Origin of the sequence: Kutzneria sp. NPDC052558, from assembly GCF_044547355.1 — a bacterium.
Taxonomy (GTDB): domain Bacteria; phylum Actinomycetota; class Actinomycetes; order Mycobacteriales; family Pseudonocardiaceae; genus Kutzneria.
Map to the genome: position 1 here is coordinate 373,101 of NZ_JBIUAG010000002.1, position 19,048 is coordinate 392,148.

At 71.2% G+C, this 19,048-nt stretch carries 20 protein-coding genes; 15 read left to right on the forward strand and 5 right to left on the reverse strand.

Going from position 1 to position 19,048, the window contains the following annotated elements:
• The first annotated feature begins 7 nt into the window (after positions 1-7).
• From ACIG5F_RS04765 to ACIG5F_RS04795, 7 genes are all read left to right on the forward strand, one after another.
• Positions 8-280 (forward strand): helix-turn-helix domain-containing protein, encoded by a 273-nt coding sequence (locus ACIG5F_RS04765; RefSeq protein ID WP_396516017.1) that lies wholly within the window; start codon positions 8-10, stop codon positions 278-280.
• On the forward strand, positions 273-440 hold the full coding sequence (locus ACIG5F_RS04770; RefSeq protein ID WP_396516018.1) for a hypothetical protein: 168 nt from the start codon (positions 273-275) through the stop codon (positions 438-440). The genes ACIG5F_RS04765 and ACIG5F_RS04770 overlap by 8 nt, the downstream gene beginning before the upstream one ends.
• A 33-nt stretch (positions 441-473) precedes the next feature.
• Positions 474-1,241 carry a class I SAM-dependent methyltransferase gene (locus ACIG5F_RS04775; protein ID WP_396516019.1) on the forward strand — a complete coding sequence of 256 codons (768 nt, stop codon included), beginning with the start codon at positions 474-476 and terminating at the stop codon, positions 1,239-1,241.
• 34 nt (positions 1,242-1,275) lie between these two features.
• On the forward strand, positions 1,276-2,103 hold the full coding sequence (locus ACIG5F_RS04780) for a hydrolase (RefSeq protein WP_396516020.1): 828 nt from the start codon (positions 1,276-1,278) through the stop codon (positions 2,101-2,103).
• Positions 2,104-2,174: 71 nt separating this feature from the next.
• Positions 2,175-2,669 (forward strand): D-alanyl-D-alanine carboxypeptidase, encoded by a 495-nt coding sequence (locus ACIG5F_RS04785; protein ID WP_396516021.1) that lies wholly within the window; start codon positions 2,175-2,177, stop codon positions 2,667-2,669.
• A gap of 29 nt (positions 2,670-2,698) precedes the next feature.
• A complete protein-coding gene (locus ACIG5F_RS04790; protein WP_396516022.1) occupies positions 2,699-3,385 on the forward strand; it encodes a response regulator in 687 nt (228 codons plus the stop codon).
• Complete coding sequence (locus ACIG5F_RS04795) at positions 3,385-4,824, forward strand: ATP-binding protein (protein WP_396516023.1); 1,440 nt, start codon at positions 3,385-3,387, stop codon at positions 4,822-4,824. The genes ACIG5F_RS04790 and ACIG5F_RS04795 overlap by 1 nt, the downstream gene beginning before the upstream one ends.
• Here the strand turns inward: ACIG5F_RS04795 and ACIG5F_RS04800 are convergent.
• Positions 4,748-5,572, reverse strand: coding sequence for an NAD(P)H-binding protein (locus ACIG5F_RS04800; RefSeq protein ID WP_396516024.1), 825 nt, complete (start codon positions 5,570-5,572; stop codon positions 4,748-4,750). The two genes, ACIG5F_RS04795 and ACIG5F_RS04800, sit on opposite strands and share 77 nt — an antisense overlap.
• A 74-nt stretch (positions 5,573-5,646) precedes the next feature.
• Between ACIG5F_RS04800 and ACIG5F_RS04805 the strand changes: the two genes are divergently transcribed.
• A complete protein-coding gene (locus ACIG5F_RS04805; protein ID WP_396516025.1) occupies positions 5,647-6,087 on the forward strand; it encodes a MarR family winged helix-turn-helix transcriptional regulator in 441 nt (146 codons plus the stop codon).
• Positions 6,088-6,125: 38 nt separating this feature from the next.
• Here the strand turns inward: ACIG5F_RS04805 and ACIG5F_RS04810 are convergent, their stop codons facing one another.
• Positions 6,126-7,577: an MFS transporter gene (locus ACIG5F_RS04810; RefSeq protein ID WP_396516026.1), complete on the reverse strand. Its 1,452-nt coding sequence runs from the start codon at positions 7,575-7,577 to the stop codon at positions 6,126-6,128.
• A gap of 366 nt (positions 7,578-7,943) precedes the next feature.
• On the opposite strand from ACIG5F_RS04810, the gene ACIG5F_RS04815 reads away from it, so the two are divergent.
• From ACIG5F_RS04815 to ACIG5F_RS04825, 3 genes are all read left to right on the forward strand, one after another.
• Positions 7,944-8,285 (forward strand): Lsr2 family protein, encoded by a 342-nt coding sequence (locus ACIG5F_RS04815; RefSeq protein ID WP_396516027.1) that lies wholly within the window; start codon positions 7,944-7,946, stop codon positions 8,283-8,285.
• Between the two features lie 489 nt (positions 8,286-8,774).
• Positions 8,775-9,743 carry a nucleoside hydrolase gene (locus ACIG5F_RS04820; protein ID WP_396516028.1) on the forward strand — a complete coding sequence of 323 codons (969 nt, stop codon included), beginning with the start codon at positions 8,775-8,777 and terminating at the stop codon, positions 9,741-9,743.
• A gap of 31 nt (positions 9,744-9,774) precedes the next feature.
• Positions 9,775-12,000, forward strand: coding sequence for an ATP-binding protein (locus ACIG5F_RS04825; RefSeq protein WP_396516030.1), 2,226 nt, complete (start codon positions 9,775-9,777; stop codon positions 11,998-12,000).
• Positions 12,001-12,096: 96 nt separating this feature from the next.
• On the opposite strand, the gene ACIG5F_RS04830 is transcribed toward ACIG5F_RS04825, so the two are convergent.
• The 3 genes from ACIG5F_RS04830 to ACIG5F_RS04840 form a co-directional block, all read right to left on the reverse strand.
• Entirely contained in the window at positions 12,097-12,987 is an 891-nt protein-coding gene (locus ACIG5F_RS04830) for a 3-methyladenine DNA glycosylase (RefSeq protein ID WP_396516031.1), read from the reverse strand.
• Positions 12,988-13,007: 20 nt separating this feature from the next.
• Positions 13,008-14,426, reverse strand: coding sequence for a purine-cytosine permease family protein (locus ACIG5F_RS04835; protein ID WP_396516032.1), 1,419 nt, complete (start codon positions 14,424-14,426; stop codon positions 13,008-13,010).
• 79 nt (positions 14,427-14,505) lie between these two features.
• Entirely contained in the window at positions 14,506-15,663 is a 1,158-nt protein-coding gene (locus tag ACIG5F_RS04840; RefSeq protein ID WP_396516033.1) for an FAD-dependent monooxygenase, read from the reverse strand.
• A 102-nt stretch (positions 15,664-15,765) separates the two neighbouring features.
• Between ACIG5F_RS04840 and ACIG5F_RS04845 the strand changes: the two genes are divergently transcribed.
• From ACIG5F_RS04845 to ACIG5F_RS04860, 4 genes are read left to right on the forward strand one after another with little or no spacing between them, the layout of a single operon-like run.
• Entirely contained in the window at positions 15,766-17,106 is a 1,341-nt protein-coding gene (locus ACIG5F_RS04845; RefSeq protein WP_396516034.1) for an ABC transporter substrate-binding protein, read from the forward strand.
• Positions 17,103-17,243, forward strand: a complete 141-nt coding sequence (locus tag ACIG5F_RS04850) for a hypothetical protein (RefSeq protein ID WP_396516035.1) — start codon at positions 17,103-17,105, stop codon at positions 17,241-17,243. Before ACIG5F_RS04845 ends, ACIG5F_RS04850 begins: the two co-directional genes overlap by 4 nt.
• Positions 17,240-18,196: a carbohydrate ABC transporter permease gene (locus ACIG5F_RS04855; protein ID WP_396516036.1), complete on the forward strand. Its 957-nt coding sequence runs from the start codon at positions 17,240-17,242 to the stop codon at positions 18,194-18,196. The genes ACIG5F_RS04850 and ACIG5F_RS04855 overlap by 4 nt, the downstream gene beginning before the upstream one ends.
• On the forward strand, positions 18,193-19,044 hold the full coding sequence (locus ACIG5F_RS04860) for a carbohydrate ABC transporter permease (protein ID WP_396516037.1): 852 nt from the start codon (positions 18,193-18,195) through the stop codon (positions 19,042-19,044). The genes ACIG5F_RS04855 and ACIG5F_RS04860 overlap by 4 nt, the downstream gene beginning before the upstream one ends.
• Positions 19,045-19,048 lie beyond the last annotated feature (4 nt).

Genomic DNA, 19,048 nt, shown 5'->3' on the forward strand with positions numbered 1-19,048 from the left:
GAACCGGTTGGCGGCGCACACGCACCTGAGTGAGAGGAGCCTGGTCCGCAAGTTCCGGCAGGCGACCGGGACCGGCATCGTCGACTGGATCGCCCGGGAACGGGTGGAGCGGGCGAAGACCCTGCTGGAGACCACCGACCACCTGGTCGCCGACATCGCGGCGCTGGTCGGCTTCGGCTCGGCCGAGTCGCTGCGCCGCTGCTTCGTCAAACACGTCGGCGTCTGCGCCTACCGCGCGAAGGTCCGGCCGACCCGTCCCTCCGGAGGAAACCATGGCTGAGATCACCGACGAGCAGGCCGCCGCCCGCCGCCGCGAGCGGTTCGGGATGCTGCCCGAACGGGTGCTTCCCGAGCACACCGGGGAAGTCGTGCCGCCCGAACGGTTCGAGTTCACCGGCGTCGACCCGGACACCGAGTGGATGATCCGCTACAGCGCCTGAAACTCGGTTGACCTCATGCGCTGTCATGAGGACATGACAGCGCTACCTGAGCACGTGCTCATCAACCGCGAGTACTGGGATGTCGAAGCCGCGCGCTACGTGGCCGCCGGCGAGCGGGCCTGGCGGAGCAACGAGGTGACGTGGGGCGTCTTCAACGCCCCGCAGAGCGAGGCCGCGCTGTTCCCGGACGACGTCGAGGGCATGGACGCCATCGAACTGGGCTGCGGGACCGCGTACGTCAGCTCGTGGCTGGCCCGGCGCGGCGCCCGGCCGGTCGGCATCGACAACTCGCAGGCCCAGCTGGCCACCGCCCGCCGGCTTCAGGCCGAGCACGGCATCGACTTCCCTTTGCTGCACGGCAATGCCGAGCAGGTGCCGTATCCCGACGCCTCATTCGACCTGGCCGTCAGCGAGTACGGCGCGGCGATCTGGTGCGACCCGTACGTCTGGATCCCGGAGGCCGCCCGCCTGCTCCGCCCCGGCGGCCGGCTCGCCTTCCTCTGCAACAGCGTGGTTTCCGTGCTCTGTGCCCCCGACGACGAGAACGAGCAGCCCACCGGACGTCTGCTCCGCCCGCAGCGGGGCCTGCACAAGACGGCCTGGTCCGAGGGCTGCGTCGACTTCCACCTCGGCCACGGCGACATGATCCGCCTGTTGCACGCCAGCGGTTTCGAGGTGGAGGACCTGATCGAGCTGCACGCCCCCGAGGGCGCGGCCGACTCGTCCTACGCCTACGCGCCGGCCGAATGGTCCCGGAAGTGGCCGGTGGAGGAGATCTGGAAGGCCCGTCGCCGCCCTTGACCTCGACATCACTGGAGGTTCCAGACTTCCGGTCATGACGATCTGGATCTGTGGCACCTGTGGGGTCGAGCATCCCGACACCGAGCAGCCGCCGGCGGGCGACTGCGTGATATGCGCGGACGAGCGGCAGTGGGTGCCGGAGTCGGGCCAGGTGTGGACGACGTTGGCGGAGCTGGCGGCCGACGGGCACGAGCTGGTGCACGAGGAGCTGGAGCCGGGCATCCACCGGCTGAACCGGAAGCCGCCGTTCGGCATCGGCCAGTGGAGCCATCTCGTGCGGACCCCGGGCGGCAACCTGTTGTGGGATCCGCCGAACCATCTCGACCGGCAGCTGGTGGACAAGATCACCGAGCTGGGCGGGGCCGAGGTGATCGTGGCGAGCCATCCTCACATGTACGGCTCGCAGGTGAGCTGGAGCCATGAGCTGGGCGACATCCCGGTCCTCGTGCACACCGCGGACCGGCGGTGGGTGCGGCGGGAGGACCCGGTGATCAAGGAGTGGAGCGGGGCCGTGGAGGTGCTGCCCGGGGTGACGGTGATCGAGGGCGGCGGCCACTTCCCCGGCGCGGCGGTCGCCCACGTCGCGACCGGGTCCGACGGCCGGGGCACGCTGCTCACCGGGGACACCATCGTGCCGGTGGCGGCCAAGGGCTGGGTGACGTTCATGCGCAGCTACCCCAACAAGATCCCGCTCTCGGCCGGGCTGGTGCGGCGCATCGTCGACCGCCTGGAGCCGTACCCGTTCGAACGCCTCTACAGCCTGCTGGGCGGCATGGTGACGACCGACGCCAAGGCGGCGGTGCGCGACTCGGCCGAGCGGTACATCGCCTGGGTCAGCGGGGCCAACGACCACCTCGGCTGAGCCGGACGACTGTCACACTTCCGTCACAGTCCCAGGGCGGGGCGGGCACACCCGGTCGGCACGCTGATCGCATGGACCGAAGCGTGGTGTTCGAGGTGGCGACCAAGGTGCTGGCCCGGCTGTTGCTACCGGCGGCCAAGGTGCGGCGGCCGAGGGCGGCTCACCATCTGGCCGCGCAGTGGGCGTTGGGGCTGAGGTTCCCCCGGGAGTCGCTGGAGGGCCTGCGGCCGCAGACGCGGCGGGCGTTCGAGGCGGCGCGGGCGGAGGCGTTCTGGCGGGACGGCCAGCTGATCGGACTGACCTCGGGGCACCGGGACGCGGCCGAGCAGCACCGGCTGTGCCAGGAGCTGGGCAGCCGGGTGTTGCCGCCGGGCCAGTCGGAACACGTGCGGGGCATGGCGCTGGACGTCCGGCCGACCGAGGGGGCGCGCTGGCTGGAGCTGCACGGCGACCGCTGGAACCTGTTCAGCCGCTACGACAACGAGCCCTGGCACTTCGAGCTGGCGGCGACGCGCCCGGCCCGGCAGCCGCGTCCCGGGGCGGCGCCGGTGCGCCGACCGTGCTAACCACTGTGTGTCCGATCGAGGGAGGCACGGTGGCCCAGCTGTTGCTCGTCGAGGATGACGCCGTGCTGGCCGAGGCCCTGGCCCGGGCCCTGACGGCGCTGGGCCACGAGGTGACGGTGGCGCCGACCGGCGAGCAGGCGCTGGAGTCGCTGTTCGAGCGGCGGTCGCCGACGGATCTGGTGCTGCTGGACGTGATGCTGCCGGGCATCGACGGCTTCGAGGTGTGCCGCAGGATCCGGGCCAGGTCGACGGTGCCGGTGGTGTTGCTGACGGCCCGGGGCGATCCGGTGGACATCGTGGTGGGCCTGGAGGGCGGGGCCGACGACTACGTGGTGAAGCCGGCCGAGCCGCGGGTGCTGGACGCCCGGGTGAAGACGATCCTGCGCCGGGCCTCGTCGAGTCGGCAGCCGCACACCGTGCACACCTTCGGCGACCTGTCCGTCGACAGCGAGGCCATGATCGTCACCAAGAGCGGCGAGGAGCTGCACCTGACGTCCACGGAGATCCGGCTGCTGCTGGAGTTCGCGGCCCACCCGGGCCAGGTGCTGAGCCGGCAGACGCTGCTCAAGCGGGTGTGGGACTACGGCTACGCCGGCGACTCGCGGCTGGTGGACGCGGCGGTGGCCCGGCTGCGGGCCAAGATCGAGCCGGACCCGGGCAACCCGACGCTGCTGCTCACGGCCCGGGGGCTCGGCTACCGCTTGGTCAAACCATAATGCGGTGGCATCCGGGCCTGCGCACGAGCATCGTGCTCACGGTCATCGCGATCACGGTCGCGGCGACCGGAACGATGGCGCTGCTGTCCTACCAGTTGCAGCAGACCGAGATCCGGGAACGGTTCAAACAGGCCGCGCTGGCCGACTTCGGCTCGGACCGGCAGCAGATCCACCAGTGGCTGGTCAACTCCGGGAACACCGGCCAGTCCAAACTGGACAGTGTCGGCCAGTACCTGGACGGCCGGCTGGCGCTGGACTGGTCCCTGCTGAACTTCAACGCCAACCTCGGCCCGCAGTCCTCGCTGGGCCCCGGCGGCTACGTGCCGGTCGCCGGCCGACCCGGCCCGTTCGACCGCAACCAGGTCGACCGGGCCCGGGCCGACGAGACGGCCCGGGTCGACTACGACGACATCGTCGACGGCAGCCTGCACTACATCGTCATGGGCCAGGCCGAGCCGGGCCTGATCCTGGTCGAGATCTACAGCACCGAGATCGCCGACCGGCAGCTGGCCAAGATCCGGCTCCAGCTCACGGCCGCGGCGGCCGGCGTGATCCTGGTCGGCAGCCTGCTGGGCCTGCTGGCCGCGCGGCGCATCCAACGCCGGGTCCGGGTCGCCGCCGGCGCGGCCCGCACGCTGGGCGCGGGCGCGCTGGACACCCGGCTGCCGGTGCAGGGCCGGGACGAGTTCGCCGACCTGGCCGGCTCGTTCAACTCGATGGCCCAGCGGCTGGGCGAGTCCATCGAGCAGCTGCGCCGCAAGGACGAGCAGCAGCGCCAGTTCGTCGCCGACGTCGCCCACGACCTGCGCACGCCGATGGCGGTGCTGATCGCCGCCGGCGACGGCCTGGCCGGGCCGGACCGGGAACGATCGGCCGAGCTGATCGCCGCCCAGACCCGGCGGCTGAGCGCGCTGGTCGAGGACCTGCTGGAGATGTCCCGGTTCGACGCCGGCGCGGCCGAGTTCCGGCCAGAACCGGTTGACCTGCAAGCACTCTGCGTGGACGTGGTGGAGATGGTCGGCGCCGGCATCCCGGTCACGGCCGACGGCGACGGCGTCGTCACCGGCGACCCGCGCCGCCTGCACACCATCGTCCGCAACCTGGTCACCAACGCCCTGCACCACGGCGCGCCGCCGATCACCATCGCCATCGACGGCACGGCCGAGCCGGCGGTCCGCGTGGCGGTGCGGGATCACGGTCCCGGACTGCCGCCGGAGCTGGGGGCCAAGGTGTTCGACCGGTTCGTGCGCGGCGACCGTTCCCGGCGCGGCGAGGGCAGCGGCCTCGGACTGGCCATCGCCTACGAGAACGCCGTCCTGCACGGCGGCCGGATCGAGGTGGCCAGCCCCGGCGGGGCCGAGTTCACCCTTGTCGTGCCACGAACTCCGTCCGGTGGTCTTCGGCCCACTGGCGGAAGGTCCGAGCCGGGACCCCGGTGATCGCCCGCACGGCGTCGCTGACGAGCGCGGGACGGCCGACGCTGGCGGCGAAGGTGTCCAGCAGCGACTCCATCACCTCCACCGGGATGTAGTCGGGTCGCCGGGCGAGGGCCTCCTGCCGGCTGATCCGCGCGACCGGGATCTCGCGCCCCAGCACCTCCCCGAGGATCGCGACCTGCTGCCGGACGGTCAGCGACTCGGGACCGGTCAGCGTCAGCGCCTCGCCGAGGTGGCCGCCGCCGTCCAGCAGCGTCTGGGCCACGGCCGCGATGTCGTCCTGGTGGATGGGCGCGAACCGGGCCTCCGGGTTGGCATCCTCCACAGTGGACCCACGCCGGATGGTCTCGCCCCACCACTGGAGGGCGTTGGTGGCGAAGGCGCCGGGCCGCAGCACGGTCACCGGCAGCCCGGAGGCCAGCAGCTTGTCCTCGACGACCTTGTGTCGCAGGGCGATCGAGTTGGTGGCGGCGTCCGGCTGGTCCACCGCCGACGAGGACACCTGCACGATGTGCTTGACGTCGCGGGCCGCGTCGAGGAACGCGTCGATGCCGTCGGGCTGGGTGTAGAGCAGCACCCGGTCGACGCCGTCGAGGGCCGGCCCGAGGCCCTCCCCGGTGCTCAGGTCCAACCGGAACTCCCCCGGCTCCGGACGGCTGCTCGCGGCCCGGAACGGGGTTCCGGCGCTGGTCAGGCGGGTGATGAGGCTGCGCGCGATGTGCCCGCGCGCGCCGGTGACGAGGACGGTCATGGCCGTGGTTCCCCCTACGATGAGTCATCGAGACGCATTAGCTTTGCAAGCAAAGCTAGTTTGGAGACAAAGACATGTCAACGGTGGACGACAGCGTCCGGGAGCTGCTGCTGTTGATGCCGCGTCTGGTCGGCCGGGCCAAGAAGCTGCCCGTCCCGGCCGAGCTGCGCTCCTTCGCGCTGGCCCCGCGGCACATCACGCTGCTGGCCTACCTGCTGTTCGACGGCCCGCTCACCGTCAACGAACTGGCCGCGCGACTGGAGATCGCGCCGACCACCGCCAGCCTCATGGTCGGCGAGCTGAGCCGGCAGGGCGTGCTCCAGCGCACCGAGTGCCCGGTCGACCGCCGCCGCACCATCGTCACCATCACCGACGATCACCGGCCCGCGGTCGAACGCTGGTTGTCGGCCGGGGCCAACGCCTGGCGAAAGGCGCTCGCACCGCTCACCCGTGAGCAGCGGGAACTGTTCGTGGGCACGCTGCGCGCCTACCAGGAGGCGGTCTGCGAGGGCTGACCGGCGTATACCGCCATCTGAAAAGCACTCGGAAAGGATCAGCCGGCGTCTACATCGGATCCGGCCGGCCGGGCCTCGGCCCGGACCACGCCGACGCGCCGCAGTTCGTACACCGCGATGACTATTGCCACCAGCATGAATCCGATGGCGCACCACAACGTCGTGGACAGCGCGGCCGGAAAGCCGCCGGCGACGCCGTCGTAGAAGACGGTGGCCAGCACGGCGGTGCCGATCGCGGTGCCGATCCGCTGACCGGTCTGCAACGCGCCGCCGGCCACCCCGGCGATGCTGTTCGGCACGCATTCCAGGGTCAAGGTGGTGTTGGGCGAGATGACCGCGCCGCCACCGATTCCGGCGAGCAGCAATGGGATCGCGATCGCGCCGCCAATCGCGTCTTGCGGGACCAGTCGCACGACCACCGCGACGGCGGCCAGCCCTATCATGATGAGACTCAGTCCCGCCACCGTCACCTTGCGACCCAGCCGGGAAACCAGCCGTCCGGCCACCGCCGCCATGATCGAGGAACCGAGCGCGAACGGGGTCACGGCGAGACCGGACTGCAACGGCGTGTAGTGCAGCCCGTTCTGCAGGAACAGCGACATCACCAGGAAAATGCCGGCGAACCCGCAGAAGTAGACCGATCCCAGCAGCAAACCGGACGAGTAGCCGGAAACCTCGGTGAACAACCGCAGGTCCAGCAGCGGCTTGCCGCCCCTGGCGGTCAGCCGCCGCTCCCACCACACGAACAGCAGCCCGAAAACCGGCGTCAGCACGGCGAATAGCCACAACCACCCGGACGGGCCGCTCTCCGTCTCCACGATCGGCAGCAGGACGCCGAGCACCGCGACGCCCAGCAGCAGCGCGCCGACATGGTCGATCTGGCCCCGCAATCCGACGCCGCGGCGGGCGGGATCCCTTTTGGGCAGCCACCGCAACGCCAGCGCGATGGCCAGCGCGCCGACCGGCACGTTGACGTAGAACACCCAGCGCCAGCCGGTCTCGTCGCCGAACGCGGCCAGGATCAGCCCGCCCAGCACCGGCCCGGTCGCGGTGGAAATGCCGATGGTCGCGCCGAGCAGGCCGAAGGCCCGGCCCCGCTCGGGGCCGGTGAACAGATCCTGGATCAGTCCGGAGTTCTGCGGGGTGAGCAGACCCGCGGCCAGTCCCTGCAGCAGTCGCGCGCCGATCAGCAGCGTCTCGTTGGGGGCGGCGCCGGCCAGCGCGCTGGTGAGCACGAAAGCCGTCAATGCGATGAGGAACATCACCCTTCGGCCGAGCACGTCACCCAGCCGGCCGCCGGCAACCAGTGACAAGCCGAAGGTGAGCGCATATCCGGACACGATCCACTGCACGGATCCGGCCGAGGCCCCCAGACCGTTCTGCACCGAGGGCAGGGCCACGTTCACGATGCTGACGTCGAGCAGGCTCATGAAGCCGGCGGCAAGGCTGACCGCCAGTGCTTTCCACCGCCGCGGATCCGGTTCGCTCACCGCCCCATCCTGCGCCACGCATGACGGCGCCGCCCAGCGGGCGGCAATCCTCCGCCGGTGGCGAATCCGGACCTAACGCTCTTCCCGCCACCACCTGATCCGGTGAAGAATCGGCGGTCACAACTGTCGTCGCTGGGCTGTTCGGCGTACTCGGCCGACATGACGGGCGACCGTCGTCTGACAACTTCCGCCCGATCGGCCGCTCGGGGGTGACCGACCCCACCCGGTTAGCCGCTTAATTTTGTTTCGAGTCGGTGAGTCATTATGTGCGGAGTATCGACTAGACTGGCCGCAGTCGCGTCAACGGGGCACGCCTCTTTGACAGCGAGCATTACGCCACGTTCCGACCCAGACGGAGAAACGTCCATGGCACAGAAGACCATCGTCCAGCTGATCGACGACCTCGATGGCGGTGAGGCCAACGAGAGCGTGTCCTTCGGACTCGACGGCGTCGAGTACACCATCGACCTGTCGGAGGACAACGCCAAGAAGCTGCGGGACGGCCTGTCGTCTTTCGTCGAGAAGGCGCAGCGAGTCGGTGGCCGCAAGCAGCGGGGCGGCGCCACCACCGCGGTGAAGGCCGGCGGCGACCGCGCCCAGAACCAGGCCATTCGCGAGTGGGCCCGCAGCCAGGGGGAGAAGATCTCCGACCGCGGCCGCATCCCGGCCGAGCTGGTGGCCAAGTTCCAGGCCGCCCACGGCAGCTGAACACCCAGGCATAACCTTCGATGGCGCCCGCGCACCGCGGGCGCCATCGGCGTGTCGGAACCCCGGCGAGTCGCGCTCAGCGACGCACCGAATGCGGGTTTCCGGCACATTCGACCAGCGGCACGTGCGGATCGCATGTGCCGGTAAAGGGCGGTGGGGCGGCGACGGCCGGCCGTAGCGCGCCGCGCCCGGAAGTGACAAATCCCGCTCTCGGGCGGCCATGACGGATTTCATGGCCGCCGGGGAGCGGGATTCGGTTGCCGTGAGCGGGTCGCGCGGACGTCAGCGGGGACCGCGGACCGGTCGTGCCCCGGCGGGACGGACCTCTGGGGCCGGACCCGCCGCTCCCCTCGACCAGCGGGTCCGTTTCCCCGAAGTCCCCGGTACGTCAACTATGGTGAACAAGCGGTCACGCCCGGAAGGGGTTGGCCGTTGCCAACCCAGGAAACACCCCGGACCGTGCCCTTAGGGGCTTCCATAATCGATCGTGTGCTGATCGTGGTGGACACGGATCCCGGCGTCGACGACGCCTTCGCCCTGGTCGGGCTGCTGGCCCGGGCCCGTCGGGGCGACTGCCGGGTGCTGGCGATCGGCACAGTGCACGGCAATCTGCCGCCGGCCCCGGGCGCGGACAACGCGCTGCGCATCGCCGAGCTGCTCGGCCTGGACCTCCCAGTGGCCGTCGGAGCGGCGAAACCGCTGGTCGGGCCGGAGATGCAGTCGGGCCAGATCGTGCACGGGGAGGACGGCCTCGGCGGCAACGCCGGCCCCGCGCCCCGGTCGAGGCCGACCGCGGAGTCGGCCGCCGAGCAGCTCGTCCGGTTAACCAGAACGCACCCGGGCGAGATCACGGTGCTGGCGCTGGGCCCGCTGACCAATCTCGCGCTGGCCCTTGCGGCCGAGCCGGAGCTGCCGACGCTGGTCAAGGACGTGGTGTGGATGGGCGGCGTGTTCGACCGCCCGGGCACGGTCGGCATCTGCCAGGAGCCCAACGCCTGGCACGACCCGGAGGCGGCCGAGCGGGTGCTGGCCGCCGGCTTCGCGCTGACCGTGGTGCCGATCGAGGCGGTCGAGCACGCCTGGGCCGACGAGGCCTGGGTCGCCGACCTGGCCCGCGTCGACCACCCGGTGGCCCGGGCGCTGACCGCCTGGCACAAGCAGTACCTGGACTTCTACTCCGGCACGGTGGCCTTCGAGCACGGCGGCCCGGGCATGCTGCTGTACGACCCGGTGGCGGCGGCGCTCGCCCTCAACCCCGGGCTCGGCCGGTACGAGAGCCACCAGGTGGTGGTCGAACTCCAGGGCTACCTGCGCGGCGCGACCCTGGTCGACCGCCGGCCGGCCCCGCTGCCGGGGACCGAGCTGCCGGCCCGCCGCCCGGCCCGGGTGGCCGTCGCCGCCGACACGGCCCGAATCCTGGCCGAATTGCTCGCCGACATCGCCGGCCTGGCCGGGTAGGTGTACTACCCTCGGTGACGGGGGTAGGAAAATGCGAGAGAGTTTCGGCCAGCACGTGCGGGCCCTGCGCACGCGGCGTGACCTCTCGCTGCGTGGACTCGCCGAGCGGGCCGGCATCACCCCCGGCTACCTGAGCAAGATCGAGAACGGCCGGTTGCCCTCCGTGGACATGGCCCGGGTGCTGGACGGCGCGCTCGACGCGGACGGCACACTGCTGGCCGTGCTGACGGTCGACCAGCTCCCCCGCCCGGCCCAGCTGCCGCTGGCGATGAGCGGCTTCGTCGGCCGCGAGGCCGAGGTCCGCGACCTGACCGCCGCCCTGGAGCGCCCGGCCGACACCCGGGTGCCGCTGATCATCGCCGTGGACGGCCCGCCCGGCGCCGGCAAGACCACCCTGGCCCTGCACTTCGCCCACCGGGCCATTCCCCGCTTCCCGGACGGCCAGCTCTACGCCGACCTGCGCGGCCACAGCCCGCACGACCGGCCGGCGCCGGCCGTCGAGGTGCTGGCCGACCTGCTGCGGGCGCTGGGCGTGCCGGCCGCCGGCACCGCCGACGTGGAGCACCTGGCCGCGCTCTACCGGTCGGCGCTGGCCGAGCGGCAGATGCTGATCGTGCTGGACAACGCGGCCGACTTCGCCCAGATCGAGCCGCTGCTGCCGGGCACCGACCGCTGCGCGGTGATCATCACCAGCCGGGAGCGGCTGTCCGGCCTCACCCTGCGGGCCAGCCCGCACCGGCTGACCCTGGGCCCGATGTCGGAGAGCGAGTCGCTGGCCCTGCTCACCACCGTGCTCGGCGCCGAGCGCGCGGCCCGGGAGCCGGCGGCGCTGGCCTCGCTGGCCGCCCGCTGCGGCCGGCTGCCGCTGGCCCTGCGGGTGGCGGCCGAGCGGGCGGTCATGATCCCCGACTACGACCTGCGCGACCTGGTGACCGAGCTGGATTCGGAACGCCTGGACGTGCTCGGCGTGGAGGACGCCGACGTCCGCACCGTCTTCTCCTGGTCGCTGCGCCGCCTCGACCCCGACGCCGCCCGGCTGTTCCCGCTGCTCGGCCTGCATCCCGGCCCGCAGATCAGCGGCCGCGCCGCCGCCGCGTTCGCCGGCATGCCGCACGCCTTCGCCCGCCGCGCCACGGCCCGCCTCACCCACGCCCACCTGCTGCGGGCCGTCGGCCGTGACCGCTACACCTTCCACGACCTGATCCGCGACTACGCCGCCGAGCTGGCCGACCGCGAGGTCAGCGACACCTCGGCGGCGGTGCACCGGCTGGCCTCCTGGTACCTGCACTCGGCCGCGGCCGCCTGCCACGTGCTGGCGCCGTTCCGTCTCGACCCGATGGACAAGGGCGAGATCCCGCCCGGCGTGCACCCCCTGGCCTGGACCTCGGACGAGGCCGGGGCGCTGGACGCGCTGCGGTGGTGCGACGCCGAGCTGGCCAACATCGTGCCGATCATCCAGCTGGCCATGGAGCACGGCCACGACCAGCTGGCCTGGCAGCTGCCGGTGACGCTGTGGACGTATCTGCTGCAACGGCGGCCGTGGACGGTGTGGCTGCGCAGCCACGAGCTGGCCCGGCAGGCGGCCCGCCGGCTGGGCGACCGCGCGGCCGAGGGCTGGGTGGTGACCAACCTGGCCGAGGGCTACCGGCGGATGGGCGACCTGGAGCAGGCCGGCCGCCTCTACGACGAGGCGCGGGCCCTGCGCGGCCGGGTCGGGGACCGCTACGGCCTGGCCTGGGCCCTGGCCGGCTCGGCCTTCCTCGCCGCCGATCTCCGCGACCACACGCGGGCGCGGTCACTGGCCGACCAGGCCACGCAGATCTTCGTGGAGTACAACGACATCCAGGGCCAGGCCCTGTGCCTGATGACCCGCGGCGACGTGCTGCGGCTGCGCGGCGACCTGGACGGCGGCCTGGCCCTGTGCACGCTGGCCCTAGGCATGATGGTGGACATCGCCTCGCTGGAGGGGCAGGTCTACGTGCTGCGCAAGATGGTGGAGATCCACATGCTGCGGCACAACTTCCCGCACGCGCTGGCCCTGCTCGACGACGCCGTGAACACCGGCCGGGAACTGCGCGACCGCTGGGCCCAGGCCGAGGCCCTGACCCGGCGCGGCGACGTGCTGATGGAGATGGGCCGCCGCGACGAGGCCCGCGGCTCCTGGCAGCAGGCCGTCGCCCTCTACGACGAGATCGACGACACGACCGGCAGCCGCTCGGTCCGGGAACTCCTCGCCGGCGCACTCCCCATCGCATGACCCCTTGATGCCACATGCGCTTCCCATGTGGCATATCCGGCCCCCCTTTAACCCCACATGCGCTTCCCATGTGGCGTCAGGACGCAAATGGGAAGCTCATGTGGCGTTTGCTTTGGCGAAGGTCAGGGTGGCGCGGCAGCAGGCGATGAGGCGCTCCCGCAAGGGGGCGGCCTGGTCGGCGAAGGCGGCCTGCATGCACGCGTACTCGGCCCGCCCGGCGGCGTCCTCGATCCGCACCGGCTCGTAGCCCAGCGCCGACAGGTCGTAGGGGCTGGCCTTCATGTCCAGCTCGCGGATCCGGGATGCCAGCTCGAAGCAGTCGGCCACCAGCTCGGACGGCACGTACGGCTCCATCTTGTACGACACCTTGTACAGATCCATGTTGCCGTGCAGGCATCCCGGCTGCTCCAGCTCGACCTGGGACTCCCGGGTCGGCTGCAACGCGTTGCGCGGGCGGGCCGGCGGGGTGAAGAAGCGGAACGCGTCGAAGTGTCCACATCGGACGTTCGACGCCTCCACCAGCTCGTCGGTTCCCTGATGCCCCAGGCGAAGCGGCCAGCCGAAGTGCCGCACCTGCTCCGGCGTCTGCCGGTACACCATGGCCCACTCGTGCAGCCCGAAGCAGTTCAGCCGCGGCGGCCGGGCGGCGGTGGCGGTCAGCAGGGCCAGGTAGAACTCGGCGGTGCGGACCCGGGCCTCGGTGCAGGCGGCCGGATCCAGCGTCACGCCATCGGCCACCCGGTGATAGCCCCGGTAGTCGAGGAACTCGTCGGCGTCGCCGGCCAGCACCACGCCCAGGCCGGGATGCCACCGTTCCAGCCGGCCCGGGCGCTGCGAGTAGTAGGTGAACAGGAAGTCGTGCACCGGGTGCTTTTCCTTGGCCAGCGAGCGTTCCCGGTGCGGCTGGGTCCAGCGGCGGACCCGGTCGACGTGCGCGCGCTGCCGGGCCAGCCACTCGGGTTCGGCCAGCACCGTCGTCGCGTCCACCCGACAACGGTAACCGGCGGTCAGGCGGCGGTGGCCCGGGCCCTGAGCGTGGCCAGGGCGTAGAGGATGCCGGAGAGCAGGAAGCCCAGCACCACGCCCAGGTTGGTCATGGCCAGGGTGCTGTTGGCGATGGCCGCCGGCATCAGGTAGCCGGTGATCACCGCCAGGTGCGGGTCGGCCGAGGTGACCAGCCCCAGTCCGACGACGGTGCCGACGACCATGGCGCCGATGCCGGCCCAGTTGAACGCGCCGTAGCGACCGTGCACGTCCTCCAGGGCGGCGCTGTCGTAGCCGTCGCGGCGGTGCATGAGCAGGTCGACCAGGAACACCGCGGCCCACGCCGCCGCGGCGACCCCGGTGATCAGCAGGAACGCCTGGAACACGCTGGCGAAGGTGGGCGCGATGAACACCATGTAGATGCCGCCGACGATCATCAGCACGCCGTCGATGCCGGCGGTCACCGGCCGCGGCAGCCGAACCCCGATGGCCTGCAACACCAGGCCCGACGAGTACAGGTCGACCGCGCCGGCGGCGGTGACGCTGAGGATCACGCTGATCAGGTACGGCACCAGGAACCAGGTCGGGGCCTGGGTCGCCAGCGCGCCGATCGGGTCCTTGGCCACCGCGCCGGCCAGCGCCGGGTCGCTGGTCGACAGCAGCACGCCCAGCAGCACCAACAGGCCCTGGGTGACGCCGCCGCCCGCCGCGGTCCAGCCGAGCACGGCCCGGCCGGGCGTGCTGCGGGGCAGGTAGCGGGAGTAGTCGGCGCCGGCGGCCAGCCAGCCCAGGCCGGTGCCGGCCATGGTCAGCACGATGCCGGCCAGGAAGACCACGCCGGAGCCGGCCTTCCCGGAGCCGAGGTCGAAGTGCAGGTGGGGCAGCACGACGATCAGGTAGACGACGGTGACCACGGCGGTGATCAGGGTCAGCCAGCGCTGCACCCGTTGGATCACGTGATAGCCGTAGACGCCGAGCACGATGGTGCCCAGCGCGATCACCGCGAAGGCCACGGCCACCATGCCGGTGTTGCCCAGGCCGGGCGAGAGCCGTTCGAGCACGGTCCGGGTGGCCAGCGCGCCCAGGGCCACGCTGATCGTCTCCCAGCCGACCACCGTGATGTAGGTGATCAGCGTCGGCAGCCGGCTGCCCAACACGCCGAACGAGGCCCGGCTGAGCATCATGGCCGGCGCGCCGCCCCGCGTGCCGGCGATCGCCACCGCGCCGACCAGCGGGTACGACAGGGCGATGCCGATGACCACGGCCAGCATCGCCTGCCACCAGTTCAGGCCCACCGACACCACGAACAGGCCGTAGCCGACCGGCAGCATGCTCAGGTTGGCCGCCGACCACACCCAGAAGTGCCGGCTCGGCCGGCCGTAGCGCTCGTCGTCGGGAACCTGCTCGATGCCGCGCTGCTCGATGCCCCGGTCAACGGTCACTGTCTGTGTATCCCCGTTCACGCGCTCACCGTAGCGGGGGAAACCGGCTCTCATCGAAAAGCTGTCGAAAGTGAGATCTTCAGGCAATCGGTTCGGTCCAGTCGATGTGGTGGGCGTACAACCAGGCCCGCGACTGCTGCCGGTCGTTGAGCTGCTCGGCCAGCACCTCGTCGCCGCTGTCCTGGGTCTGGCCGTCGTTGGCGCTGGTCGCCACCAGCCGCTCCACGCGCTCCCGCCGGATCCGCTCGTAGGCCGGGAAGGCGGCCTGCCTCGGCAGGTCGCGCAGGCACTTGGCCAGCACCACCGAGTCCTCCAACGCCATCGACGCGCCCTGGCCGGCGGCCGGGGACGCGGCGTGGGCGGCGTCGCCGACCAGCACCATCGGGCCACGGTGCCAGCGGGGCGTGGACGGCACGTCGTAGGCGTTGCCGCCGATGATCTCCGGCCAGGTGGCCTCGACGATCCGCCGCGACGGCGCGGCGTCGGCGATGAAGAACTCGGCCGCCCGGCGCCGCCAGCCGTCGGCGCCGGTGGCGGCGATCTCCTCCCGGGACAGCTCCGGGCCGGGCAGCCGGGCGAACCAGTGGGTCTCGCCGTCCGGCGAGGTGGTGTAGCCGAAGAAGGCCCGCTTGCCCTGGATCATCCGGTACGCGTCGGGCGAGAGCGGCAGCGTCGTGTCGTCGGTGTAGCCGTACAGCACGTTCAGCCCGGTGTAGCGGGGCGGGGGCGCGGACGGGTCGATGAGCGTGCGGACCCGGGAGTGGATGCCGTCCGCGCCGACCAGCACGTCGCCGACCGCTCGTGAGCCGTCCTCGAACACCGCGGCGATCCGGTCCCCCTCGGGCACGGCGTCGACGAGGCGTTTGCCGTGGCTGACCGGAATTCCCCGGCTGTGTGCCTGTTCGGTCAGCGCCCGGTAGAGGGCGGAGCGGCGCATGGTCCGGGGATCGTGGCGGGTCTCGATCTGGCCGGCGATGTGTTGTCGGCCCAGCACCTGGCCGCTGCCGCTGAGGAACTCGACCGTGGTGGCCGGGAAGGACACCGCCTCGACGGCCTCGGCCGCGTCGACCGCGGCCAGCGCGTCCATGCCGTTGTTCATGATGGTCAGGAACGCGCCGACGTCGTCGCCGCCGACCGGATAGGCCTCGAACACGCCGGCGTCGATGCCGGCCTTGTGCAGCGCGAGGGCGGTCGCCGGTCCGGCGACACCGCCCCCGATGATCAGCACCCGGGTCATGGACCGGTGAGCGTACCGCCGCGGGCCCTGGTGGTCCCTCTCGCGAATCTATGATTGTGTGAACAAAATCGCCGCCGCCGTGGGAACGAAAGGGGGCAGCGCGTGACCATCGGTCGCCGACGCCTGCTCGGACTAGGACTCGGCGCGTTGGGCGCCGCCGCGCTGGCCGGCTGTGCGCCGCCGGGCGCGAACCCGGTCAACTCGCAGCCGGTGGTCCCGGCCGCCGCGCCCGGCGAGAAGATCACGCTGACCTACTGGGCCTGGCTCAAGGATCTGCAGAAGGTCTGCGACATCTGGAACGCCAAGAACCCGAACGTGCAGGTCGAGGCGGTGTTCAGCCTCGGAGGGGCCAGCGGCGGCTATCAGAAGATGTACTCGGCGCTGGCCGCGGGCGGCGGTCCGGACCTGGCCCAGGTCGAGCTGCGCAGCGTGCCGGAGTTCATGCTCGTCGGCGGCCTGGTCGACCTGTCCCGTTACGGCGCCGACCAGTACTCCTCGCGTTACGACGCCGCGGCGTGGGGCCAGGTCAACTTCAACGGCGGTGTGTACGCCATCCCCCAGGACACCGGCCCGATGGGCTGGTACTACCAGCCGGCGGTGCTGGCGAAGGTCGGCGGGCAGCCACCGGCCACTTGGGACGAATGGGCCCAGCTGGCCGAGGCCCTGCACAAGAAGGATCCCAGCGTGTACCTGGAATCCTTCTCGGTGGCCGATGCCTCCCCGTTCATCTCCTACGCCGCGCAGGCCGGGGCCAGGTGGTTCACGCCGACCGACGACGGCTGGCTGGTCAACCTGACCGACGACGCCTCCCTGTCGGTGGCCCGGTTCTTCGACAAGGCCGTGGACAACCAGTGGGTGCAGACCGCTTACGACGCCTACAGTCCCGGCTGGACGGCCGCCGCCGGCAACGGCCAGATCGCCGCCCTGACCGGGGCTTCCTGGGGCGACGCGCTGGTCGAGACCATCGGCACCGGCGCGGGCAAGTGGAAGGTCGCCCCGATGCCCAAGTGGCCCACCGGTTTCGGCTCGACCGCCTTGGGCGGCTCCAGCGCAGCGGTGCTGGCCAACAGCAAGCACCCCAAGGAGGCCATGGAGTTCGCGGTGTGGATGACCACCTCCCAGGAGGGCGTCGACGCCATGATCAAGTACTGCGGCATCGGCTGGTCCCCGGCCCGCGACTACATCGGCGCCCAGCGCCAGCAGCCCAGCCAGTTCTTCAGCGGCCAGAACTACAACACCGAGGTCTTCGTGCCGGCGGCCAAGCAGCAGCCGACCGACTGGCACTGGTGGCCCATCACCCAGCGCACCATCTACGCGCTGTCCGACCAGTTCCGGCTCAAGCTGACCAGCGGACAGTCCTTCGTGGACAGTCTGCACATCACCCAGAAGACCACTGTGGACACTCTGCGTCAGATCGGCCTGACCGTGCAGGAGGCGAAGTGAGCACCACAAGCACCTCCGCGCGGCCCACGCCCGCCGCCTTCTCCCCGACCGCGCGGCCGACGCCCGCCATCGCCACCCCCATCCGGCAAGCGCTTGCCGCCGCCGTCGTCCCTGTCACCGCGCGGGAGGCGAAGTGACCACCTCCGAGACCGCCGCCGCCACCCCCGTCGTCGCGGCCCCGCCGACCGCCCCGGCCCGCCGGCATCGCCGGATGTACGTTGCCGCGCCGTGGATCCTGCTCGCCCCCTTCCTGGCCCTGTTCCTGCTCACCGTGCTGGGCCCGGTGATCCTGGCCGTGGTGCAGAGCTTCACCCGCATCAACCGGGCCGGCCTGTTCGGGGAGAAGGGCGTCACCAGCGGGTTCGCCGGATTCGACAACTACGCGCAGGCGCTGTCCAACAGCAACTTCATCCAGGCCATCGGCCGGGTGCTGCTGTTCGGCATCGTGCAGGTGCCGGTGATGACGGTGTTCGCCACCGTGCTGGCCCTGCTGCTGGAGTCGGCGTCGGCCCGCTGGCCGGCGTTCTTCCGGGCCGCCTACTTCCTGCCGTACGGCATTCCCGGCGTGATCGCCACGATTCTCTGGTCGTTCCTGTACGTGCCCGGCCTGAGCCCGATCATCGACGTGGGCAAGCTGGTCGGCCTGGACATCGACTTCCTCGGCCCCAACACGGTGCTGTGGTCCATCGCCAACATCGTCACCTGGACCTACACCGGCTACAACATGCTGGTGATCATCGCCCAGCTCAAGGCCATCCCGTCGGAGATCTACGAGGCGGCCCGGGTGGACGGGGCCTCGCCGCTGCGCATCGCCGCCTCCATCCAGCTGCCGCTGATCCGGCCGGCGCTGATCCTGAGCGTGGTGTTCAGCATCATCGGCACCCTGCAACTGTTCGTCGAGCCGATGGTGCTGCGCACGGTGGCCCCGGCGATCGTCACCGAGTACACGCCCAACCTCAGCGCGTACACCAACGCCTTCGCCTACAACGACTACGGCATCGCCTCGGCCGAGGCCGTGATCACCGCGGTGGCCGCCTTCATTCTGTCGTTCGGCTTCCTGGCCTGGACCAACCGGAAGGGACGGTCATGACCACCGCCCGCAGCCGCGGCTGGACCATCGTGGTCACCGCCGTGCTCGTCATCGTCGCGGTCTACTTCCTGGTCCCGGTGTACTGGGTGATCGTGGCCGCGACCAAGTCCTCCGGGGACCTGTTCACCACGCCCGGTTTCTGGTTCGGGCGCACGATGGAGCTCTGGAACAACATCGTGCAGGTGTTCACCGCGTCCGACCACATCTACCTGCGCTGGCTGTTCAATTCCGTGATCTACGCCGGCGTGGGCGCGCTGGTCGCCACCTATCTGGCCGCGGCCGGCGGCTACGCCATCGCCAAGTACGACTTCCGCGGCCGCAACCTGGTGTTCGCCACCGTGCTCGGCGGTGTGCTGGTGCCCAGCACGGCGACCGCGCTGCCGCTGTTCCTGTTGTTCAGCAAGCTGGGCCTGACCAACACCTACTGGGGCGTGCTGCTGCCGGCCATGGTGTCGCCGTTCGGCCTGTACCTGTGCCGGATCTACGCCAGCGCCACGGTCGACGACTCGGTGCTGGAGTCGGGCCGGCTGGACGGCGCGGGCGAGCTGCGGATCTTCCACTCCCTGGTGCTGCGCAGCATGGCCCCGGCGCTGGTCACCGTGTTCCTGTTCCAGCTGGTGGGCATCTGGAACAACTTCCTGCTGCCGCTGATCATGCTGGCCGACGACAAGCTGTACCCGATCACGTTGGGGCTCAACGCCTGGCGCAGCCAGGTCGACCGGTCTCCGGAGTTCTACCCGCTGACCATCGGCGGCCTGCTGGTGTCGGTCGTCCCACTGGCCATCGCCATGGTTTTCCTCCAGCGGTACTGGCGCGGCGGGCTGACAGATGGTTCTGTGAAGGGTTAAGGGC

Bases quoted from the DNA above. Each gene is read 5' to 3' on its own strand.
- ACIG5F_RS04825 (WP_396516030.1), top strand. From the start codon at position 9,775: ATGCGAGAGAGTTTCGGCCAGCACGTGCGGGCCCTGCGCACGCGGCGT.
- ACIG5F_RS04785 (WP_396516021.1), top strand. From the start codon at position 2,175: ATGGACCGAAGCGTGGTGTTCGAGGTGGCGACCAAGGTGCTGGCCCGG.
- ACIG5F_RS04780 (WP_396516020.1), top strand. From the start codon at position 1,276: ATGACGATCTGGATCTGTGGCACCTGTGGGGTCGAGCATCCCGACACC.
- ACIG5F_RS04770 (WP_396516018.1), top strand. From the start codon at position 273: ATGGCTGAGATCACCGACGAGCAGGCCGCCGCCCGCCGCCGCGAGCGG.
- ACIG5F_RS04775 (WP_396516019.1), top strand. From the start codon at position 474: ATGACAGCGCTACCTGAGCACGTGCTCATCAACCGCGAGTACTGGGAT.
- ACIG5F_RS04795 (WP_396516023.1), top strand. From the start codon at position 3,385: ATGCGGTGGCATCCGGGCCTGCGCACGAGCATCGTGCTCACGGTCATC.
- ACIG5F_RS04805 (WP_396516025.1), top strand. From the start codon at position 5,647: ATGTCAACGGTGGACGACAGCGTCCGGGAGCTGCTGCTGTTGATGCCG.
- ACIG5F_RS04840 (WP_396516033.1), bottom strand. From the start codon at position 15,663: ATGACCCGGGTGCTGATCATCGGGGGCGGTGTCGCCGGACCGGCGACC.
- ACIG5F_RS04815 (WP_396516027.1), top strand. From the start codon at position 7,944: ATGGCACAGAAGACCATCGTCCAGCTGATCGACGACCTCGATGGCGGT.
- ACIG5F_RS04800 (WP_396516024.1), bottom strand. From the start codon at position 5,572: ATGACCGTCCTCGTCACCGGCGCGCGCGGGCACATCGCGCGCAGCCTC.
- ACIG5F_RS04860 (WP_396516037.1), top strand. From the start codon at position 18,193: ATGACCACCGCCCGCAGCCGCGGCTGGACCATCGTGGTCACCGCCGTG.